The 19863-nt window shown below is 66.4% G+C and carries 20 protein-coding genes; 9 read left to right on the top strand and 11 right to left on the bottom strand.

The features are described 5' to 3' along the window. Positions 1-17: 17 nt before the first annotated feature. A complete protein-coding gene (locus DL238_RS07765; RefSeq protein WP_115491731.1) occupies positions 18-644 on the bottom strand; it encodes an FKBP-type peptidyl-prolyl cis-trans isomerase in 627 nt (208 codons plus the stop codon). Positions 645-792: 148 nt separating this feature from the next. After that, complete coding sequence (gene rpsU, locus DL238_RS07760; RefSeq protein WP_010239009.1) at positions 793-996, bottom strand: 30S ribosomal protein S21; 204 nt, start codon at positions 994-996, stop codon at positions 793-795. A 262-nt stretch (positions 997-1258) separates the two neighbouring features. Here rpsU and crcB point away from each other — a divergent pair, with 262 nt between their 5' ends. Genes crcB through DL238_RS07730 form a run of 6 tightly spaced genes read left to right on the top strand, consistent with a single transcriptional unit; the run spans position 1259 to position 5062 of the window. Continuing rightward, on the top strand, positions 1259-1669 hold the full coding sequence (gene crcB, locus DL238_RS07755; RefSeq protein WP_115491730.1) for a fluoride efflux transporter CrcB: 411 nt from the start codon (positions 1259-1261) through the stop codon (positions 1667-1669). A gap of 2 nt (positions 1670-1671) precedes the next feature. Continuing rightward, the gene (locus tag DL238_RS07750; protein ID WP_115491729.1) at positions 1672-2874 is read left to right on the top strand and encodes an RluA family pseudouridine synthase; all 1203 of its coding nucleotides are present in this window, start codon (positions 1672-1674) and stop codon (positions 2872-2874) included. After that, a complete protein-coding gene (locus DL238_RS07745) occupies positions 2874-3470 on the top strand; it encodes an FMN-binding negative transcriptional regulator (protein WP_115491728.1) in 597 nt (198 codons plus the stop codon). The genes DL238_RS07750 and DL238_RS07745 overlap by 1 nt, the downstream gene beginning before the upstream one ends. Next, complete coding sequence (locus DL238_RS07740) at positions 3470-4123, top strand: HAD-IA family hydrolase (RefSeq protein WP_115491727.1); 654 nt, start codon at positions 3470-3472, stop codon at positions 4121-4123. Before DL238_RS07745 ends, DL238_RS07740 begins: the two co-directional genes overlap by 1 nt. After that, entirely contained in the window at positions 4113-4355 is a 243-nt protein-coding gene (locus tag DL238_RS07735) for a hypothetical protein (RefSeq protein WP_115491726.1), read from the top strand. Before DL238_RS07740 ends, DL238_RS07735 begins: the two co-directional genes overlap by 11 nt. Continuing rightward, positions 4352-5062, top strand: a complete 711-nt coding sequence (locus DL238_RS07730) for an ATP12 family protein (protein WP_115491725.1) — start codon at positions 4352-4354, stop codon at positions 5060-5062. Before DL238_RS07735 ends, DL238_RS07730 begins: the two co-directional genes overlap by 4 nt. 36 nt (positions 5063-5098) lie before the next feature. On the opposite strand, the gene DL238_RS07725 is transcribed toward DL238_RS07730, so the two are convergent. Genes DL238_RS07725 through DL238_RS07710 form a run of 4 tightly spaced genes read right to left on the bottom strand, consistent with a single transcriptional unit; the run spans position 5099 to position 8675 of the window. Further along, positions 5099-5683 (bottom strand): ABC-type transport auxiliary lipoprotein family protein, encoded by a 585-nt coding sequence (locus DL238_RS07725; protein ID WP_115491724.1) that lies wholly within the window; start codon positions 5681-5683, stop codon positions 5099-5101. Positions 5684-5688: 5 nt separating this feature from the next. After that, entirely contained in the window at positions 5689-6642 is a 954-nt protein-coding gene (locus DL238_RS07720) for an MlaD family protein (protein ID WP_115491723.1), read from the bottom strand. Between the two features lie 9 nt (positions 6643-6651). Next, positions 6652-7566: an ABC transporter ATP-binding protein gene (locus tag DL238_RS07715; protein ID WP_115491722.1), complete on the bottom strand. Its 915-nt coding sequence runs from the start codon at positions 7564-7566 to the stop codon at positions 6652-6654. Beyond that, positions 7563-8675, bottom strand: coding sequence for an MlaE family ABC transporter permease (locus tag DL238_RS07710; RefSeq protein ID WP_115491721.1), 1113 nt, complete (start codon positions 8673-8675; stop codon positions 7563-7565). The genes DL238_RS07715 and DL238_RS07710 overlap by 4 nt, the downstream gene beginning before the upstream one ends. 82 nt (positions 8676-8757) lie before the next feature. Between DL238_RS07710 and DL238_RS07705 the strand changes: the two genes are divergently transcribed. The 3 genes from DL238_RS07705 (at position 8758) to DL238_RS07695 (ending at position 13498) form a co-directional block, all read left to right on the top strand. Continuing rightward, entirely contained in the window at positions 8758-11706 is a 2949-nt protein-coding gene (locus DL238_RS07705) for a valine--tRNA ligase (RefSeq protein WP_181883861.1), read from the top strand. A 62-nt stretch (positions 11707-11768) separates the two neighbouring features. Next, positions 11769-12584 carry a M90 family metallopeptidase gene (locus DL238_RS07700; protein WP_115491719.1) on the top strand — a complete coding sequence of 272 codons (816 nt, stop codon included), beginning with the start codon at positions 11769-11771 and terminating at the stop codon, positions 12582-12584. A gap of 179 nt (positions 12585-12763) precedes the next feature. Beyond that, the gene (locus tag DL238_RS07695; protein WP_115491718.1) at positions 12764-13498 is read left to right on the top strand and encodes a 7-carboxy-7-deazaguanine synthase QueE; all 735 of its coding nucleotides are present in this window, start codon (positions 12764-12766) and stop codon (positions 13496-13498) included. 123 nt (positions 13499-13621) lie between these two features. On the opposite strand, the gene DL238_RS07690 is transcribed toward DL238_RS07695, so the two are convergent. The 5 genes from DL238_RS07690 to DL238_RS07670 all read right to left on the bottom strand — a co-directional run bounded on the left by DL238_RS07690 (position 13622) and on the right by DL238_RS07670 (position 19779). Then, a complete protein-coding gene (locus DL238_RS07690) occupies positions 13622-15307 on the bottom strand; it encodes an ATP-binding protein (RefSeq protein WP_115491717.1) in 1686 nt (561 codons plus the stop codon). Positions 15308-15418: 111 nt separating this feature from the next. Beyond that, positions 15419-16168, bottom strand: a complete 750-nt coding sequence (locus tag DL238_RS07685) for a TIGR02186 family protein (RefSeq protein ID WP_115492830.1) — start codon at positions 16166-16168, stop codon at positions 15419-15421. 23 nt (positions 16169-16191) lie between these two features. Beyond that, entirely contained in the window at positions 16192-17106 is a 915-nt protein-coding gene (locus tag DL238_RS07680; protein ID WP_115491716.1) for a sulfite exporter TauE/SafE family protein, read from the bottom strand. 64 nt (positions 17107-17170) lie between these two features. Further along, entirely contained in the window at positions 17171-17980 is an 810-nt protein-coding gene (locus DL238_RS07675) for a hypothetical protein (protein ID WP_115491715.1), read from the bottom strand. A 398-nt stretch (positions 17981-18378) separates the two neighbouring features. After that, positions 18379-19779 (bottom strand): glycosyl transferase family protein, encoded by a 1401-nt coding sequence (locus tag DL238_RS07670; RefSeq protein ID WP_115491714.1) that lies wholly within the window; start codon positions 19777-19779, stop codon positions 18379-18381. Between the last annotated feature and the right edge of the window lie 84 nt (positions 19780-19863).

The raw sequence follows: 19863 nt of genomic DNA, 5'->3' as shown, positions 1-19863 counted from the left end.
GGAGGACCCTAGGCGCTTTATTGCGGAGGTGCAGCCCCTTCGAGCGCTCCTTCAGGCAGGGGCTGTCCCATCGGCGGCTGGCCGCCGGGTCCGCCCATCATCGCGCCCTGCTGCTGCTCCATCATCTGCGTGATGACCTGCACGCGGCGGTCGAACTCGGCGCGGCTCATGAAATCGATCAGCTCGACTTCGAAAATCAGGTCGCTGTTCGCGGGGATCACGGTCTCGCCCGTCTGCGGGTTGGTCCGCGGCTCTTCGCCATAGCCTTCTGCCGGGGGGATCCGCAGCTCGTAGCGTCCGCCCTTGCGCATCTGCTTCGCGCCTTCGACGAAACCGGGGATCATGTTGGCCAGCGGCAGCGGGTTGCCTTCGGGGAAAATGCCCTCGACCGGCAGCGGAAGCGGCTGCGACTGGTCGAAGACCGTGCCGTCGGCCAGCCTGCCGGTATAATTGACGAAGATCACGTCCTCCTCGGTCGGAGTCGGGCCTTCGCCCTCTTCCAGCACGGTCAGGCCATAGCCCTGCGGCGCGAGGCTCCATGCGAGCAGCACGGCGAGGGCGATCGCCACGATCACGCCGATCCAGAGCTTGGTGAGCGAGCCCTTCGCGATCGGGCGGAGGGGAACGCGCGTGATTTCCGTCATTGAGCAGATCCTGGAAGATTATGGCGTGATGCTGGTTTCATGGCGCCTAGATACGCCAAACGGCTCGCGCCCATCTGGCGCAAGCCGTTCGTCAGTTCAAGACTGAGGTTGAGCGGGGCGCAGCGATAACGCCAGCCCCGTCTGCGTCCTAGCGACCGTCGCGCTCGGCGCGCTTGCGCTCGAGCTTGCGGGCGCGGCGGACGGCTGCTGCCTTTTCGCGCGCGCGCTTCTCGCTCGGCTTTTCGTAGTGGCGGCGAAGCTTCATCTCGCGATAGACGCCTTCACGCTGCAGCTTTTTCTTAAGAGCCCGCAACGCCTGGTCGACATTATTATCGCGCACGATGATTTGCATACTGGTCTAACGCCTTTCAGTTCATAGCCTTCCGATTCGCGGAAACACGCGCGAAACCGGCGGAATTATAACGTGGAAGAGGCCGGCAACGCCCCGAAAACCGGGAAGCGGCCAGCTCCATTGCGGGCTTTATACGCAAATCACGCTCGGCGCGCAAGGGGAACCCGCCCACCCTGCGGCATGACGCCCTTCGGGCCGGGGGATGGAAAGGCGCTTCGACGCTTGGCGCGAGGCACCTGCCACTATAGGTAGGCTCGCGAAAATGACCAGTCTTTCCCCCATCACCGCCTCGCTCGGTGTCGCACTTGGTGGCGGCATCGGTGCCGTGCTGCGCTATAATCTCGGGCGCGCTATGACCGCGTGGCTCGGTGCGCCGGCGGTCAGCACTTTTCCGTGGGCGACACTTGCCGCCAATGCCATCGGCTCGCTCCTGATGGGTGTGCTGGCGGTTGGCCTCGCGCGCGGGTTCGCCGGTGCCTATGCCGATCCGCTGCGGCTGATACTCGGTGTCGGCCTGCTCGGCGGGTTCACCACCTTTTCCGCCTTCAGCCTCGAGACCTGGCTGCTGATCGAACGGGGGCAGCTGGCGATCGCCCTGCTCTACGTCGTTTTCTCGATCTCGCTATCGATCAGTGCGCTGGTCTTCGGCCTCACAATCATGCGGGTGCTTTGATCATGAGCGATAACGACAACGAAAACGAAACGTCGGCGCCCGCGCCAAGCCCCGAGAAGGGCCAGGTGCGCCAATACACCGTGGCAGAGGACGATAACGGCATCCGGCTGGACCGCTGGTTCAAGCGCCACCTGCCCGAAGTCGGCTTCGCCGCCGTCGCGCGCTGGGCGCGGACCGGGCAGATCCGCGTCGACGGATCGCGCGCCAAGCCCGACGACCGGCTCGAAACCGGGCAGGTCCTGCGCATCCCGCCGGGCAACCCCGCGAAGGCGAAGGCCCCGCGCGCGCGCCGCGAACTGACCGAGGACGAGCGCCACCAGGCGCGCGCGATGGTCATCAAGGAAACGCCCGCCGCGATCGTGCTCAACAAGCCGCCGGGCCTCGCCACGCAGGGGGGCAGCAAGACCTACAGCCATGTCGACGGGCTGCTCGATGCCTTCGTGGAAGGCGAGGATACCCCGCGGCCGCGGCTGGTCCACCGGCTCGACAAGGATACGTCGGGCGTTCTGCTGATCGCGCGCACTCCGGGCAGCGCAGCCGCCTTTTCCAAGCGCTTCTCCGGCCGCAGCGCCAAGAAGGTCTACTGGGCGCTGGTGGTCGGCGTGCCCGAGCAGCATGTCGGCGAGATCGACGCGCCGCTCGCCAAGCAGCCGGGCACCGGCGGCGAGAAGATGCATGTCGACATGGAAGACGGGCAGCCGGCCAAGACGCGCTACCGCGTGGTCGAGCGGGCGGGCAACAAGGCCGCCTGGCTCGAACTGGAACCGCTGACCGGGCGCACCCACCAGCTGCGCGTGCACTGCGCTGCGATGGGCCACCCGATCGTGGGCGACGGCAAGTATGGCGGTCAGGAAGCCTTCCTGACCGGCAGCGTCAGCCGCAAGATGCACCTGCACGCGCGCCGCCTGATCCTCAGCCAGCCCGGCGGCGGGCAGCTGGATGTCACCGCCGACCTGCCCGAGCACTTCGCCGCGACGATGGAGCAGATGGGCTTCGACCTCTCGCTGAGCGATGCGCAGCCGCTGCGCGAAGAGGCGCCGCCCAAGTCGAAGGAAGAGAAGAAGCAGGCGGCCAGGCAGCACGCCAAGCAATATCGCAAGGCCCGCCGGGGCGAGCGGCGCTCTCGCACCGTGTCCAAGGCCACCGCCAAGGGCAAGGCGGGCGCGAAGGGCAAGCCCAAAGGCAAGCCCGCAGGAAAGCGCTGATGCATCCCAATCCGCAGTTCCGATCCCAAGACCGGCAGCTGTTCGAAACGCTGATCGACCAGATCGGCTTCGGCATGGTGTTCCTGACCACGCCCGACGGCCCCCGCGTGGCGCACACCCCGCTGCTCTCGACCGGCGACGGCGCGGTGCAGTTTCATCTGGCGCGCAACAACGCGCTGAGCCCGCATCTGGCAGGCGCAACCGCGCTGGTGACGGTCAACGGCCCCGACGCCTACGTCTCGCCGCGCTGGTACGCCGATCGCGATACGGTGCCGACGTGGGATTACGTCGCGCTCGAAATGGAAGGCCGCGTGCGGCAAATGGACGCCGAGGGGCTTGAAGCCTTTCTCCACGCAGTGATCGCCAAGCACGAGGGCCGGATCGGAGGCGAGGAGTGGAGCGCCGGTGAAGCGAGCGAGGTGACCTGGACCCGGCTGTTCAGGGGGATCGTCGGTTTCGAGCTCGAAGTGGAGGCCTGGCGCCCCACCCTCAAGCTGTCGCAGAAGAAAAGCGCGCCCGAACGCGAGACGATCGCTGCGGGGCAGGACGCGCAGGGAAAGGGCGCGATCGCGACCCTGATGCGGGGCATCGCGTGATGCGCTGCGCGGTTTTTGATTGCGACGGCACGCTGGTCGACGGGCAGGCGGCGGTGTGCGATTCGATGGTGGCCGCCTTTGCGCAGGCGGGCCTGCCCGCGCCCGACCGCAATGCCGTGCGCCGGATCGTGGGCCTCAGCCTGCCACAGGCGGTGGTGCAGCTGGCACCCGACGCGGCGCAGGAGCAGGCGACCGCCGTGGTCGAGAGCTACAAGGCGAGCTTCCGCGCCACGCGCGAGCGCGGCGCACTGCAGGAGCCGCTCTACGCCGGCATCCGCGAAACGCTGCGCGCGCTGCGCGGCGCGGACTGGAGCCTCGCCGTCGCCACCGGCAAGTCCGACCGCGGATTGCGGGCGACGATCGCAACGCATGGTCTGGAAGACCTTTTCGACAGCCTCCAGGGCGCGGACCGGCATCCGTCCAAGCCGCATCCCGCGATGCTGGAGGCGGCGCTCGTCGAATGCGTAGCGACCCCTGCCGATGCGGTGATGATCGGCGACACCAGCTTCGATATCGAGATGGCCAAGGCGGCGGGCGTGCGCGCGATCGGCGTCGCCTGGGGCTATCACGAGCCCGAAGAGCTGCTGCACGCGGGCGCGGACATCGTGGCCCAGACCCCCGCCCACCTGACGGAGATCCTGCTTGGCGAATGATCCGCAATCCGACGGCGCTTCCGATGCCGACGTGAGCCGCGCCGCGCGCCGTTACTGGACGCTGCAATTCGTGCGGCTGGCGGGGATTTTCCTGACCTTCGTCGGGGCGATGATGGTGGTCGGGCGAATAGAGGGCGGCATGCTCGGCCCGATTGCCTTCGTGGCCGGCCCCGTGCTGTTCTTCGCCGTGCCGATCCTGCTCGCCCGGCGCTGGAAGAGGGAGCAGCGGTGAAGCGGTTCTGGCAGGAAGCAACGATGGCCGAAGCGACCCGACCCGATGGAGGGCGCGGCTGGCAGGTCCACCTCGACGGGCGGCCGGTCAAGACGCGCCTCGGCGCGCCGCAGGTGGTGCCCACCGAAGCGCTGGCGGAACTGCTCCGGCGCGAATGGGCCCAAGCGCCACAGGAATTCGACGCGAGTGCCTTCGCGCTACGCGACCTCGCGGATCGTGCGATCGACACGATAGAGAGCAACCGCGATGCGGTGATCGACCGCCTGCTCGCCTTCGCGGACGGTGACACGCTGTGCTACCGCGCCGAGCCGGACGAGGCGGTCGCGCGGCGGCAGGCGCAGGTGTGGGAGCCGGTCGTGGCGCAGATCGAGGCGGATCTGGCGATCACGCTCAACCGCACCCACGGCATCATCCACCGGCCCCAGTCCGAAGCGAGCCAGACAGCGATCCGCGCGCGTCTCGAAAAAGAAAACGTCTTTGTTCTTGCAGGGTTGGATGCGGCAAGCTCGCTCGCCGCGTCGCTCTGCGTGGCCCTGTCGGGCCTGCGCGACGATGCCGATGCAAAGGCGCTCTGGGCGGCGGCCAACCTCGAAGAGGATTACCAGGCCGAACAGTGGGGCATCGACGAGGAGGCGCGCGCGCGCCGCGATGCCCGCGAGGCCGAGTTTACCCGCGCGATCGAATTCGCGCGGGCCGCGCGCAGCTAGCCCGCACGTTCCGGCACATCGTTAAAAGGAAAAGGCTTAACCGCCCACCCAGGTCGCGACATCCAGCGCGACTTCGTTGGCGGCATCGTTGAGCGCAGCGCCCACGGGGCTCGCCTCGGCGGGCACGCCGGGCACGCTGGCGCTGAACCGCCGCGTCTCGAGCTGTCCGCCGGTCTCGCGGATGGCGTCGTAGGTCACGATCACCGATCCGCTTTGCGCATCATAGCCGAAGTCGCGCAGCGTGCCGCGCAACCTGGTGGTCGTTCCGCTGCGGCTCTCCACATCGTCGAGCACCAGTCGTCCGGTCCGCTCCCGGATCGTGGTCACCAGCAGATTCTGGAACAGCCTGGCGGGGCGATCGACCCATACTGCATCTTTCAGATAAGCGATCGTCGACGCATCGACCTGCACCGGCACCCGCGTCACGGCGAGGCTGCCGGGCGTTTCGGGGAGCATCACGGTCAGGGCCGCGCTCGCCTCCCCCGTCGGGCCGGTGCCCACTTCGATCTGCGCGTCCGGCGTCAGCGTCAGCAGCGCGGGCGGCGGGTCTTCGCCGATGCTGATGCAACCTGCGAGCGCCAGGGGCGCAGCACCAAGGACTATCAGGCGGAAAATCGACATCGCTCTCAATCCTCAGGTTCGTAGTCGGGCAGTTTGGGCGAAGACAGAAGATCGGTCGCGCCCTTGTCTTCCAGCCGCTGGGTCAGCTCGCGCAGCGAACGGCTGGTCGCCTCCAGATCCTCGAAAGTCGTGGTCGCCGCTGGCAGGGTCTCGGTATTGAGCGTGCGGACCGCTGGCTGCGCCTGTTCGAGCGTCGCGGTCAGCGCGTCGGCAGACCGGTTCGCCTTCTGCAGCGTGGCACGCAGTTCGTCCGCGATCGACTCGCCTTCGCGATTGATCAGATCATTGGTCGATTGCGTGGTCTTTTCGAAGGCATCGAGTGCCTCGCTCGCCTCGCGCAGGGTGATCTGCATCTCGGCCAGTGCGCCCTGCAATTGCGGGGAGGCATCCGCGACCTCTGCCGAAATCGCATTGGTGTTGCGCAGGATGCCGGCCAGCTGCTGCTGGTTATCGTCGGAAAGGAGCATTGTCAGCCGTTCGGTCAGCGTGGCCAGCCGTTCGAGCAGCAGCGGCGCATTGGCGAGGATTTCGCCGAAGCCACCCGCCTTGGGCGGGATCACCGGCACGCCTTCGGGGCAGGCGGTCGTCTCGCAATCGATCGGCGGACGGCCCTTGCGCGCGCCGTCGAGCAGGATCGTCGAAACCCCGGTGAAGGAGCTTTGCACGGTGGCAGTCGTACCGACGAGCACGGGCACGTCATCCTGCACCGCGATGCGCACGCGCACGAAACCGGGATCGGTTTCCCATAGCGAAATCTCGCGCACCTGGCCCACCGGAACCCCCGCGAAGGACACCTGGCTGCCATCGGCGAGGCCCGACACCGACTGCTTGAAGAAGATGTCGTATTCCTTGCGGTCGTTCTCGCCCAGTCGCGCGATCCAGACGATGAACAGCGCCAGCGCGGCGAGCAGCACGAGCGTTACCGCGCCCACCCACACATGATTTGCCCTAGTCTCCATGCTTGTCGCCTATGCCTTGCTCTCGTTGGACTTGTCCAACGCTTTGACGGCCTCCGCCGCGATTGGCTTGTCCATGTGCTGGCGCAGTTCGTCCAGCGCCTGCGCGGTGAGAGCCGCACGACCGCGAGGGCCGTTGAAGTATTCCTGAATCCACGGATGATCGAGCTTCATCAGGTTGGGCACCGTATCGACCGCAATCACGCGTTTGTCGGCCAGCACCGCCACCCGGTCGCAGATTTCGTGCAGCGTATCGAGGTCGTGGGTGATGAGGAACACGGTGAGGCCGAGCGTCTGCTTCAACCCCTTGGTCAGCTGGTCGAACGCCGAAGCCCCGATCGGATCGAGGCCTGCGGTCGGCTCGTCGAGGAACAGGAGTTCGGGATCGAGCGCGAGGGCGCGCGCAAGCCCGGCGCGCTTGCGCATCCCGCCCGACAGTTCGGACGGATACTTGGCGACCGCCTCTTCCGGCAGGCCCGACATCGCCACCTTGTAGCGCGCGATCGAGCGCGTGATATCGGGAGCGAGGTCGGGGTAGAACTGCTTGATCGGCACTTCCACATTCTCGCCCACCGTGAGGGTGGAGAACAGCGCACCGCCCTGGAACAGCACACCCCAGCGATTGCGCACGCCTAGCGCCTCGTCCGGCTCGGCATCGGTCATCGACTGGCCGAAGACCTCGATCTCGCCCGCATCGGGCTGCTGGAGGCCGATGATCGATCGCATGAGCACGGACTTGCCGGTGCCCGATCCGCCGACCACGCCCAGGATCTCGCCGCGCTTCACATCGAGATCGAGGTTGTCGTGGATCGTCTGCTCGCCGAAACTGTTGACGAGGCCGCGCACGCGCACCGGATATTCGCCGCGAAACCGCTCGAAACTGTCGGGCCTGCTCTCGCCGAAAATGTCGTCGACAATGCTGCTCATGCCCACCCCACATTCGTGAAGAACACGGCGAAGAAGGCATCGAGCACGATGACGGTGAAGATCGCCTGGACCACCGCCTTGGTGGTGCGCTTGCCGACTTCCTCGGAATTTCCGTGCACCTGCATGCCCTGATAGCAGCCCGCGATCGCGATGATCAGGCCGAAGACCGGCGCCTTCACCAGGCCCACCCACACGTCGTAGGTCGGCACGACCTCCTGGATGCGGAACAGGAACGTCCAGAACGGAATGTCCAGCATCACGTCTGAGATCACCGCCCCGCCGATCACCGCCATGACCGACGCGTAGAAGCCCAGCAGCACCATCATGAAAACGCAGGCGAGGATGCGCGGGATCACCAGTACCTCGATCGGGGAAATGCCGATGGTGCGCATCGCGTCGATTTCCTCGGTCAGCTTCATCGTGCCGATCTGCGCGGCAAAGGCTGAGCCCGAGCGGCCCGCGACCATGATCGCGGTCATCAGCACGCCGAGTTCGCGCAGGGTGATCCGCCCGACGAGGTTCACGGTCAGCGATTCGGCGCCGAAATATTGCAGCTGGGTCGCGCCCTGCTGCGCGATCACGATCCCGATCAGGAAGCTCATCAAGCCGATGATCGGCAGCGAATTGACCCCGACCGACTCGAACTGATGGACCAGCGCGCGGTAACGGAACCGGCGCGGGTGACGGATCAGCGCGCCGAACCCCATCAGGATCTGGCCGAGAAAGCCGACGATGCTGGTGACCCCGCGGCCGCCTTCGAAGACCTTTTCGCCCATCGTTCCGGACGCGCGCTCGAACAGAGGCAGACGTGTCGCCTCCATCTGCGCCTCGTTCTCGCTCTGGCCGACGGCGTCGATCAGCCGCTCCGCGCGCTCGCTGGCGTTGACGACGTCGGCGTCGTTCTTGCGCGCCAACGTGCAGGCGAACCACGCGCCGACGGTGTCGATCTCGGTCACGTCACCGAGGTCGATGGCGGAGAAGCTCTCGTCGAGCGAGCGCAGGCCGCGCTCCACGCTGCCGATGCTGGATAGCAGGTAGGGTCCGGCGAGCCGGAGAACGGTGCGGCCGTCGCCATCCTTCTCGAGCGTGTAGGTCGCCTCGGTCGCCATCGCGGATCGCTATGCGGGCAAAGTGTGCGTATCACAAGCCATTGGGTGACAAGCGGCGCATCGGCTGCTTATGGCGTTCGTTATGACGAACACGCTTTCCACCACTTTCGAACCCGCCGATATCGAGGCGCGCTGGTACGCGCATTGGGAGGAGACTGGCGCCTTCCGGCCCGCTCGCCCGGATGCGCAGCCCTTCACGATCGTGAACCCGCCGCCCAACGTCACGGGCAGCCTGCATATCGGCCACGCGCTCGACAACACGCTGCAGGACATCGTGGTCCGCTACGAGCGGCTGCGCGGCAAGGATGCGCTGTGGGTGGTCGGCATGGACCATGCCGGGATCGCGACTCAGATGGTGGTCGAGCGCCAGCTGGAAGAGCGGCAGGACAAGCGCACCAACTATTCGCGCGAGGATTTCGTGCAGAAGGTGTGGGACTGGAAGGCCGAAAGCGGCGGGGCCATCACCGGCCAGCTGCGGCGGCTGGGCTGTTCGATGGACTGGAGCCGCGAACAGTTCACGATGGACGAGCATTTCTCCAAGGCCGTCACCAAGGTGTTCGTCGACCTCTACAACGACGGGCTGATTTACCGCGACAAGCGGCTCGTGAACTGGGACCCGAAGCTCAAGACCGCGATTTCGGACCTCGAGGTCGAGCAGCAGACGATTCCCGGCAGCTTCTGGCACTTCAAGTACCCGCTCGCAGACGGGGTAACGCTCGATAACGGGCAGGATTACATCGAGGTCGCGACGACGCGGCCCGAGACCATGCTCGCCGATATGGCCGTGGCGGTGCATCCGACCGACGAACGCTACGCATCGGTCGTCGGTAAGCAAGTCATCCTGCCGATCACCGGGCGCCGCATCCCGATCGTGGCGGACGAGCACGCCGACCCCGACCTGGGCTCGGGCGCGGTGAAGATCACGCCGGGGCACGACTTCAACGATTTCGAGGTCGGCAAGCGCGCAGGCTTCGCGCCCGCCGAGATGCTCAACATGCTCGATCAGAACGGCGATGTCGTGCAGACCGCCGACGGGCTGGTGCCCGAGGAATTCATCGGCCTGCACCGCTTCCGCCGCGACGAACTAAACGGCGCGCGCGAAGCGGTCGTCGCGCGGCTCAAGGCCGACGGACATCTGATCCCGCACATCGCCAAGACCAAGAAGGGCGAGGAAGTCGAGCACGACGCCGAACCGCGCCAGATCGCGACGCCCTTCGGCGACCGTGGCGGCGTGGTGATCGAGCCGTGGCTGACCGACCAGTGGTATGTCGACGCCGAAAAGCTCGCGGTAAAGCCGATCGAGGCGGTGCGCAGCGGCGAGGTCGAGATCGTCCCCAAGACGTGGGAGAAGACCTTCTTCAACTGGATGGAAAACATCCAGCCCTGGTGTGTCAGCCGCCAGCTGTGGTGGGGCCACCGCATTCCGGCTTGGTATGGGCCTGCGGTGCAAGAAGGGCGAGTGGTCGGGATCGACGTGCCACACGCTCCCAAGCAGTTGAACGCAACGCTTGAAAAAGATGAGTGCTTTGTCGCTCCGGATACCTCTGAGGCAGAGCGAAAGGTGTCGGCTTTCCTCCAGCGGGGCGGGCTAGATCTCGAAATTCGGGAATTCGCGGGCCGCCACGAAGTTATCGAAGCGATTTTCCAGAACCAGCTCGACCTGACAAAGCACTATCCGATCTGGCAGGACGAGGACGTCCTCGACACCTGGTTCTCCAGCGCCCTGTGGCCCTTCGCCACGCTCGGCTGGCCGGAAAAGACCGACCTGCTCGAAAAGCACTACCCCAACTCGCTGCTGATCTCCGGCTTCGACATCCTGTTCTTCTGGGACGCGCGGATGCTGATGGCGGGCTATTTCAACACTGGCCAAAAGCCGTGGGAGAAGCTTTACCTGCACGGCCTCGTGCGCGCCGCCGACGGCTCCAAGATGAGCAAGTCGAAGGGCAACGTGGTCGATCCGCTGATCCTGATCGACCAGTACGGCGCGGATGCGCTGCGCTTCTTCATGGCAGCGATGGAAAGCCAGGGCCGCGACATCAAGATGGATGAGAAGCGGGTCGAGGGATATCGCAACTTCGCCACCAAGCTGTGGAACGCGGTGCGCTACTGCCAGACCAACGGCATCGGCGCATCGCAGAGCATCGCCGCGCCGCCTGCGCGCCTCGCGGTCAATTCGTGGATCATCGGCGAGGTGATCGAAACCAAGGCCACGATCGACAAGGCGCTGGCCGACCTGCGCTTCGACGCCGCCGCCAACGCGATCTACCACTTCGTGTGGGACCGCTTCTGCGACTGGTATCTCGAACTGATCAAGCCTGTCCTGAGCTCTGCCGAAGGGCCGGTCGTCGCTCCTCCCCAGAATGGGGAGGAGTGGAGCCCCGCCGCGGAAACCCGCGCGGTCGCTGGCTGGGCGATCGACCAGATCCTCGTCATGCTGCATCCCTTCATGCCCTTCGTCACCGAAGAACTGTGGCACGCGCAGGCATCCGAGGACGCACCGCGCCCTTACGACCTGATCCTTGCCCAGTGGCCCGAACCGCAGGCGCAGGTCGATGCCGATGCCGTCGCCGCGATCGACTGGGTCATCGCGCTGACCACCGCGACCCGCGCGGCGAAGAACGAGCTGGGCATCGCGCCCGGTGCCAAGCTGGAAGCGTGGCTCCCCACCCCCTCCCCGCTGGGCGCACGCGTGGTCGAGCGTAGCGCGGCCGCGATCGAACGGCTTGCCCGTCTCACCCCTCTGCATGTCGGCGAAGAAGCTCCGGCAGGCCCCGCGATGCAGGTCGCCGCGGGCGAGGATGCCTTCATCATCCCGCTCGAAGGGCATGTCGATGTCGAGGCGGAAAAGGCGCGGCTGACCAAGGCGATGGAAGCCAGCCAGAAGGAGTTCGGATCGCTCGACAAGCGGCTGTCCAACCCCTCCTTCGTCGAGAGAGCCAAGCCCGAGGCGGTCGAGAAAGCCAAGGCCGACGCGGCGTTCCACGCCAGCGAGATCGACCGGTTGCGCCATGCGCTGGCGCGGCTGGGGTAGGCCTGCACGTCCCTGACGTTTGCCTCCTACCAAAGCCGTGACCGCAGTCTTACCTGTGCGGGATGACGCTCTGGATCATTCTCGGCATTGCGCTGCTCATTGCCGCATTCCTGCTTTACCGCCGGATCTCGAAGCAGCGCAAACGCAGGGCGCTGCTGGCGTCGTCGCTCACGCCGAAGCAGCGTGCGGTGGTGGAGAGGCTGGTGCCACTCGTGCGTCGCCTGCCGGCACCGGTGCGGTCCGCGCTGGAGGGGAAGATCAACCTCTTCCTCGATCAGATCACCTTCCGCGGCCAGAACGGGCTGGAAGTCAGCGAAGACATGAAGCTTTCGATCGCGGCGCAGGCCTGCCTGCTCGTCGTCAACAGCCCGGTCTGGTACGATACGCTCAGGAACGTGCTGATCTACCCGTCGGCCTTCCTCACCAACCGCGACACGCACGACGGCAACTTCGTGCACGAAAACAGGCACGCAACGCTGGGCGAAAGCTGGGCGCGGGGCCCCGTCATCCTGTCATGGGACCATGCGCTGCAGGGCGGCCTCGACGCCGAGGACGGGCACAATGTCGTGATCCACGAATTCGCCCACCAGCTGGACGGCCTCTCCGGCCACACCAACGGCATCCCTATCCTGCGCAAGGGACAGGCCTACGCGGGCTGGGAAAGGGCGATGCTCGACGCTTTCGAGGATCAGGTGCAGCGGGTCGAAAACGGGCAGCCCACGCTGATCGACCCCTATGGCGCAACCAGTCACCAGGAATTCTTCGCAGAGGCCATCGTCACCTTCTTCGAGCGGCCGCGCGCGATGCGCGAGCAGATGCCCGCGCTCTATGACCAGCTGGCGAAGCTCCTCGCGCTCGATCCGGCAGAATGGCACTGACCGTGTGGTCGGGCAGGAACGACGACAGCCGAATTTCCTACGGCCGGGTTTTATGGCATTCCCCGCTCCATGACCGTTCACCCCGCTTGCCGCAAAACCGATGCCTGCGGTGCCTGTGCGCCTGACCGGATTTTTGCCCTAGGACACTGTGTCAGGTGTGTCAGGAAACCTACAAGACCATGAACCTCGTTCTCGCCACCGACGACGCCGGAGGCCCGGAAATCTTCGCTTCCGTGCAGGGCGAAGGGCCATCGGCGGGCGAACCGACGGCCTTCATGCGCCTGTCGCGCTGCAACCTTTGTTGCGTCTGGTGCGACACCGCATACACTTGGCATTTCGACGGGGACGAGCGCCCGCATCGCGGTGGCGAGACCTATGATCGCAAGGCCAATCAGGTCACGCGGGCGGTGGAAGACGTGGCCGCGCGGATCGAGGCTCTGGGCCAGCGGCGGCTCGTCGTGACCGGCGGGGAGCCGATGCTGCAGGCGCCTGCGCTGGCTCAGTTGCTCGCGGCCCTGCCCGACCTGACGGTGGAGATCGAGACCAACGGCACCGCGCTGCCGCCGCCCAAGCTCGATGTGTGGGTCGACCAGTTCAATGTCAGCCCCAAGCTCGCCCATTCGGGCAATGCGCGCGATCTTGCGATCGTGCCCAAGGTGCTGAGGACTTACGTCAGCGACGGGCGCGCGGTGTTCAAGTTCGTGGTGGCCGAGCCTTCCGACGTGGAGGAAGTGCGCGAGCTGGTGCGCGCGCATGCCCTGCCGCGCGGGCGGGTTTTCGTGATGCCCGAAGGGACCGACAGCAATACTTTGCGGGCGCGTCAGGAATGGCTCGTGCCGCTATGCCTCGAACACGGCTTCCGCCTGTCCGACCGGCTGCATATCCATCTGTTCGGAGATACGCGGGGGACGTGATTTGTTGGTGCAGACCACCCGCCCCGCCTCCCCACCCGGCCACCACATGATGGGTGTACCCTTGGTGGCCGGGTGGGGAGGCGGGGCGGGTGGCGCACGGGTTCGCTTCGGCGAACCCCGAGATCAGACGTGGCTGCGCCAGCGCTGGACGATACGGTGCAGCGCGTCTTCCTCGCCCCCGCTCTGGCGCCACAGGGCGCTGAAGCTCGGGTCCTCGGATGCGGGGCGCTTGGCCTCTTCCAGCGTGTCGAAGGTCACGCGCATGGGCACCGCCGCACCCTCGCCGCAGATGACGCATTCGCGGTTGCGCAGCGCGGGGATCGAGTCGAGGAAGCCGCGCGCCCCTTCGGGCATCGCGGCCTTGACGAAGGCCTGGTCGCGCTCGTTGTTGAGCCGCATCGAGATGATCGTGCCGCACTGCGAGAGCACGCCTTCGGCAAGGTCAGAAGGGCGCTGGGTGACGAGGCCGAGGGATACGCCGTACTTGCGCCCCTCCTTCGCGATCCGGCTCAGCACCTTGCCCACCGCCGAGCTCTCGAAGTTCGCCTCGCTGGGAACATACCGGTGCGCTTCCTCGCACACCAGCAGGATCGGCCGGGTCCGCTCGTCGCGGGCCCAGGTGGCATAGTCGAACACCAGCCGGCTGAGCACCGCAACCACGGTACTCGTGATGTCGGACGGAACGCCGGAGACGTCGATGATCGAGATCGGCTTGCCATCGGTCGGCAGGCGCAGGATGCGGGCGAGGAACTCGGTCATCGTGTCGCCGACCAGCATGCCGGAGAACATGAACTGGTAGCGCGGATCGCTCTTGAGCTCGTCGAGTTTGGTCTTGATCCGCATGTAGGGCGCGGTCCCGGTCGCCTTGTCGAGGTCGCTCATCTCCTTGGAAAGCGCGGCGGAGAGATCGGAGAGCAGATAGGGAACGGGAGAATCGACGGTGATCTTGGCCAGCCCTTCGGCCAGCCGATTCTTGCTCCGCGCCGCAAGCAGGCACTTGGCGAGGATATCGGCATCCACCTGCCGGTCGTTCCCTCGGCTGGTGAGCAGAATCTCGCAGTGCTCCTCGAAGTTCATCAGCCAGTACGGCATCTTGAGGTTGCCGACGTCGAGGATCGCGCCGCTTTCCTTGAAGGCGCTGGCATATTCGCCATGCGGATCGACCATGATCACGTGGCCGTGCGGCGCGGCCTCGATGATGCGATGGAGGAGCAGTGCGGTCGAGGTAGACTTGCCGGTCCCGGTCGAGCCGAGCAGCGCGAAATGCTTGCCCAACAGCGGATCGATGTAGAGCCCTGCGCGGATGTCGCGCGTGGGGAAAACCGTACCCACTTCGATGAAATCGCGGCCGTCGCTCGCGAAAACGCTGCGCAGGTCGTCGGTGCTGGCGGCGAATACCATTCCGCCTGGCACGGGGTAGCGCGTGACGCCGCGCCGGAAACCGCGGATGCGACCGGTGAGCTTTTCCTCGGCACCCTCGCCCAGGAAGTCGACCTCGGCGATGATCCCGCCGGTGCCCCTGCGGTCGCGGCGCTGGTTGCGGACGGTGCCCAGCAGCCAGTCGGCCCCCGCGCGGATCTTGACCTGGCTGCCGACCTGGCCAGCGAGCGCAAGCGCAGGATCCTCGTCCTGCGAGCATTCGGTCAGTCTCTCGGTATCGAGCGCCACGATCGCCCCGGCACCCGACACGTCGAGCACCACGCCGATGGGACGCGAGGTGTTGCTGTGCGCGCGCGGCACGCCGGTGTGGTCGCCACTCGCCGTGGCGGCCTTACCCTGCCGAAAATCGTGTCCCGCCAAATCAGTCATGCCTATGCGAGCGCCCCTCGTTCGTCAGACAGCCTTCAAAACTGCCGGGATGTTAGCGCTAGCAAGGTTAAGATCGGGTCAATCGGCGACGGCACCCAAGAACCAAGGCCCTCAGTTGCGGCCGAAAATCCGTCCGGCCAGCCACCCCATCAGCAACGACAGGAAGATCGCGACAAGGCCGTAGAGCAGTGGTTGCCGATCCGCGAACACCTCCACGAAACGCTCGAAACCCACCTTGCGCACGGTCACCTCCGCCACGGCGGATGCCATGACGCGACCATCGCGCACGGCGAAGGTTTCCGCGGTATACTGACCCGTCTGCACATTGGACGGCAGGCCGATCCGCGCTTGATAGAGCACGCCCTCGCGTACGGTCACGCCATCCTCGATCGTGCGATACAGCCCCTGGCGTTCGCGCAGGTCGACCAGTCCGGCACGCATCCGGGCCTGCTCTTCCAAGTTGATCGAGCCCGAGGGGCTGAGCTGGATGAATTCGGTGCCGAATTCGAAAATCGCGGCCGTGCGCGCGTCCACGATCTGTTCGATGGGGCGGCTGGAAGCCACCGCGAAGTAGGTGGGTGCGGACCGGAACGCAGTGCTCTCCGCGTTCATCCAGATGCCGCCGATCTGCCGCTTCTCACGCAGGCGGATGGGCTCCGCCGGCCCTTTGAGAACGACGATGACGTCGAACCCGCGCTCCCGGGCGGCCGGATCGATCACCGCGCCGAACAGCAACAGCTCGGTCCCCGTGAAGCCCTGGCGGACCTGCACTTCCTTCTGCGAGACCTCGGGCACCAGCACCGGATCGCGCTGCGCGTTGAGCGCGCCGGGCAATGCCAAAGACGCCAGAACTGCGACCACCAACCGTGAGAGCGCGCGCAGCCTCACAGGTTGACCACCGAATAGACCTCGTCGGGCTGGATGCTCAGCCCGAAGAGCATCCGCAATGCCACCAGAAGCACGATCGTGGCCAGCGCCAGACGCAGCAGATCGGGCTTGAGCTTGAGCGCGAGGCGCGTACCGAACTGGGCGCCGAGCACCGAGCCGACCAGCAACAGCGCCGCGAGCACGAGGTCCACCGCCTTCGTGGTCAGCGCATGGGTCATGGTGGTCGCCATGGTCACGAACAGGATGTTGAACAGCGACGTCCCGACGACGACCTTGCCGCTCATCCCGAGCACGTAGAGCATGGCAGGCACCAGCATGAAGCCCCCGCCGACGCCCATCAGCATGGTCAGGATGCCCACACCCAAACCGAGGATGAGCGGCGCGAGCGGCGAGATATAGAGGCCCGAGCCGTAGAAGCGCCAGCGATAGGGCAGCGCCGCGACCAGCGGGTGGTGGCGGCGCTTGGCCGCGCGCTGCTGGCTCTTCGACTGGCGGATATTGAGCGCGGCGAGCGCCTCCTTGAGCATCAGCGCGCCGATCGAGCCCAGCATGAAGACGTAGAGAATGTTGATCACCACATCGATCTGGCCGATCGACTGGAAAAAGCTGAACAGCCCCGCCCCGATCAGAGCCCCAAAGATCCCTCCGACCACCAGTACGCCGCCCATGCGATAGTCGACCCCGCCGCGCCGGTTGTGCGCGAGCACGCCCGAAACGCTGGCCCCCGTCACCTGCGTGGCAGCGGAAGCGGCCGCGACGGTGGGCGGGATGCCGTAGAAGATCAGCAGCGGAGTCGTCAGGAATCCGCCGCCGACGCCGAACAGCCCCGACAGGATGCCCGTCAGCGCGCCGAGCCCGACAATGACCAGCCCGTTGACCGAGAGGTTGGCGATGGGAAGATAGACGTCCATGAACGGCTACAGGCCGTACTGCGTTCAGACGCCCGAATAAAGCGCGCTCACCCGATAATCCGCGTCAGAAGGATGCGGCGAGCGTCACGGCCAGCCCGTCGCCGGGAACAGCGTCGCCCGCGACTCGGAATCGGTAGTCGATCGAGCCACGCAGCGACACCCTCCCGGTGGCCAGCGAAACGCTCGCCGTGGGGCCGATATCGAAGCGCGAGGCATCGCGCTGCGCGCCGCCCCACGCCCCTGCGCCGACCGCGACCCGACCCGCCTCACGCTTTATCAGAGGCGTCTCCAGCGTCGCCTTGCCGTCGACAAAGCCGGTGGCGAAATCGCCGCCGACATAGCCCGCCTGGAGATATGCTTCGCCCTCGACGCCCGGCATCAGCTTCTGTCGAGCGAGGCCGGTCGTCACGAAAGCTGCAGGGCGCACCTCGGTTGCAGCCCCCCCTAAGCCCGCGCGATCGGTCACGCGCAGCTCGCCGTGAATGCGCAGCGGCACCTTGCGTAGCGGGGCGATGCTGACGCCCGCCGCCGCCTCTCCCTCGCCATCCGCGACCAGCGCCTTGCTCACCCGGACATAGGCATGGGGATCGAGGGGCGTTGCGGGTGCGAGTGCGTATCGCACGACGATCCCCACCTGATTGGCGCCCAGCGCCGCCGGATTGACGCTGGCGAAAGCTTGCCGATTGCTGCCCTCGCGAACCAGCAGCCATGCATCCGCCGCCCACCGATCGCGCGGGGCGGTGTTCGCGCCGGGCTCCCTTGCTCCCGGGCGCGCCGGTCGCGACCCGGCGATCGAAAGACGGCGTGCCTGCCCCGGCGTGCCCGAAAGTCCCTGCGGGGCCGCTCGCTCTATCAGCGACGCATATGCGGGCATCGTGCCATAAGCGGCTGCGAAAAGCCTCTGGTGGCTGGCCGAACTGCGCGCTCGCGCGAACGGAATCGGGTCTCGCCGGGCACCTGCGGCCGAGGCATAGCGACGGCCCTCGATCCTCGCCCGCCCTACCTCTATTCGAGACGCCCCGAAGTCCGCAAGCCATGCGAGCGCTCTCCGCTCCCGAGAAACGCGTGTCTGCCCGCTCTCGGTCTCAGCGTGAGATCGGGCGATGCTCCCGCCAGCATCCGCCTGCGCCTGTGCGAAGAGCGTCTCGGGCGACGGAAGTGCGAAGGGCGGTTCCCAAACGCTCGCGCGGATCACCACCCAGACCGTCAGCAGCGAAAGGATGGCGACCAGCGGCCGCCCCGCGCCGCGCCTTCGGGTCTGAGCCTGCGCCGTCACGTCAGCACCGTCGAGCGCGGGATCGCAGGATGATCACGGTGCTCGGTCTTGTCCCAGCGTAGGATCGCGCCGCGAAGGCTGCCGACATATTGCGCGACCGCGCGGCGCCCGGCCATGATTGCGATGAGATTGCTGACAGGAATGCGCACGACTGCCCGCACGCCCTCTCCGATCCCGTATTCGCGCGCCGTGAAGACGGCGCGCCACAGCGCTCGCCATACCAGGCTCGCGCCATTGGCGATCAACAGGGCCTCGGTCAGCGGAGTGAACGCTGCGTGCGTCGCCACGCCGAAGCTCTGCGCCGCCAGCAAGATACCACTCACCACGATCAGCAGGTAAGCGACGAAGAGCACGAGCGCCGCAAAGGGCCCGCGCCGGTCGCGCAGCCGCATCCAGCCGTCGAGCGGCCTGGACGACCAGCCCATGCGGTCCCAGCCCTGCAGGGCTATTCCGCAAATCCAGCGCGTCTTCTGGCGGACCGCAGTTTCCAGCTGCCGCGGAAAATATGCACGCGTGGCGACCAGCGCACCATCGTCGCCGCGTACGCGCAGGAAGGTGCCCTGCCCGCCCGCTTCGAAGATGTTGAGGCCGAGTTCGTAATCCTCGGTCAGGCTCTCTGCGTCGAAGGGTCCGCGCCCGTCCGCCCGGGCGTCGAGATCGCTCAGCCGCTCGCGTGCGATGGCGCAACCCACCCCGGCCAAGGGGAAGCCGGCCCGCAGCCAGTCACGCACCACCATTGCCTTGCCATGGGCTTCGGCGAATTCGTCCATGTAATGCCCCGATACCCAGCGCGAGCCCGCATGCGGTGCAGGCAGAACCGGCAACTGGATCAGGTCGGCCTGCGCCAACCCCGCATCGAACAGCGGCAGCGCCGCCGGATCGACCATGTCCTCCGCATCGTGCATCACAAGCATGCGGAAGGCCCGTCCTTCGCGGCGCTCGTCTTGCTCGATCGCGCGATAGAGCCGGTTCATGCAATCCGCCTTGGTGGTCGGACCGCGCGCAGCATGGACGACGATCCTTACCCGCCCGTCGCCGCGCGCTGCCCGCGTCGCGGCTGCAATCGTCTCCGGGTCGTTGGCGTAGCAGCCGACATAGAGGCGCAGCTGCGCCTGCGGCCAGACCGCGAGCATGTGCCGCATCGTCGGGCCGATGACGTCGCTCTCGTGCCAGGCGGGTACGATCACCGCGACCGGTCCGCTGAGGCCACGCCCCTCCATGTCGCGACGAAGGATGCGGGGCGTGACAATTTTCCCTCGCATCCGCCCGATCAGGTAAAGCCCGTCGATCGCAAGCTCGTCCAGCGTGCCGAAAAGAAAGAAAAGACTAGCGAACAGAAGCAGTTCGTGTTGGATCAGAACCAGCCAGTCGACTGGCGTGAGTGCCACCGCTACCATGCCCCCCGTCCCCCTCAGGTCGGTATTTCCCCTGAGTCCGTTGTCTACCGAAGCCAACGGGGCCTTGCAACGCGCCAAAGATTG

It is taken from the genome of Alteriqipengyuania lutimaris (assembly GCF_003363135.1).
Taxonomy (GTDB): Bacteria; Pseudomonadota; Alphaproteobacteria; order Sphingomonadales; family Sphingomonadaceae; genus Alteriqipengyuania; species Alteriqipengyuania lutimaris.
Note: the sequence above shows the minus strand (reverse complement) of the source record. Positions and strands in the feature narration are given on the sequence as shown.

Bases quoted from the DNA above. Each gene is read 5' to 3' on its own strand.
- DL238_RS07720 (WP_115491723.1), bottom strand. From the start codon at position 6,642: ATGGAGACTAGGGCAAATCATGTGTGGGTGGGCGCGGTAACGCTCGTG.
- DL238_RS07690 (WP_115491717.1), bottom strand. From the start codon at position 15,307: ATGACTGATTTGGCGGGACACGATTTTCGGCAGGGTAAGGCCGCCACG.
- DL238_RS07670 (WP_115491714.1), bottom strand. From the start codon at position 19,779: ATGGTAGCGGTGGCACTCACGCCAGTCGACTGGCTGGTTCTGATCCAA.
- DL238_RS07710 (WP_115491721.1), bottom strand. From the start codon at position 8,675: ATGGCGACCGAGGCGACCTACACGCTCGAGAAGGATGGCGACGGCCGC.
- DL238_RS07715 (WP_115491722.1), bottom strand. From the start codon at position 7,566: ATGAGCAGCATTGTCGACGACATTTTCGGCGAGAGCAGGCCCGACAGT.
- DL238_RS07740 (WP_115491727.1), top strand. From the start codon at position 3,470: ATGCGCTGCGCGGTTTTTGATTGCGACGGCACGCTGGTCGACGGGCAG.
- rpsU (WP_010239009.1), bottom strand. From the start codon at position 996: ATGCAAATCATCGTGCGCGATAATAATGTCGACCAGGCGTTGCGGGCT.
- DL238_RS07750 (WP_115491729.1), top strand. From the start codon at position 1,672: ATGAGCGATAACGACAACGAAAACGAAACGTCGGCGCCCGCGCCAAGC.
- DL238_RS07765 (WP_115491731.1), bottom strand. From the start codon at position 644: ATGACGGAAATCACGCGCGTTCCCCTCCGCCCGATCGCGAAGGGCTCG.
- DL238_RS07705 (WP_181883861.1), top strand. From the start codon at position 8,758: ATGACGAACACGCTTTCCACCACTTTCGAACCCGCCGATATCGAGGCG.
- DL238_RS07700 (WP_115491719.1), top strand. From the start codon at position 11,769: ATGACGCTCTGGATCATTCTCGGCATTGCGCTGCTCATTGCCGCATTC.
- DL238_RS07695 (WP_115491718.1), top strand. From the start codon at position 12,764: ATGAACCTCGTTCTCGCCACCGACGACGCCGGAGGCCCGGAAATCTTC.
- DL238_RS07680 (WP_115491716.1), bottom strand. From the start codon at position 17,106: ATGGACGTCTATCTTCCCATCGCCAACCTCTCGGTCAACGGGCTGGTC.
- DL238_RS07745 (WP_115491728.1), top strand. From the start codon at position 2,874: ATGCATCCCAATCCGCAGTTCCGATCCCAAGACCGGCAGCTGTTCGAA.
- DL238_RS07725 (WP_115491724.1), bottom strand. From the start codon at position 5,683: ATGTCGATTTTCCGCCTGATAGTCCTTGGTGCTGCGCCCCTGGCGCTC.
- crcB (WP_115491730.1), top strand. From the start codon at position 1,259: ATGACCAGTCTTTCCCCCATCACCGCCTCGCTCGGTGTCGCACTTGGT.
- DL238_RS07675 (WP_115491715.1), bottom strand. From the start codon at position 17,980: ATGCCCGCATATGCGTCGCTGATAGAGCGAGCGGCCCCGCAGGGACTT.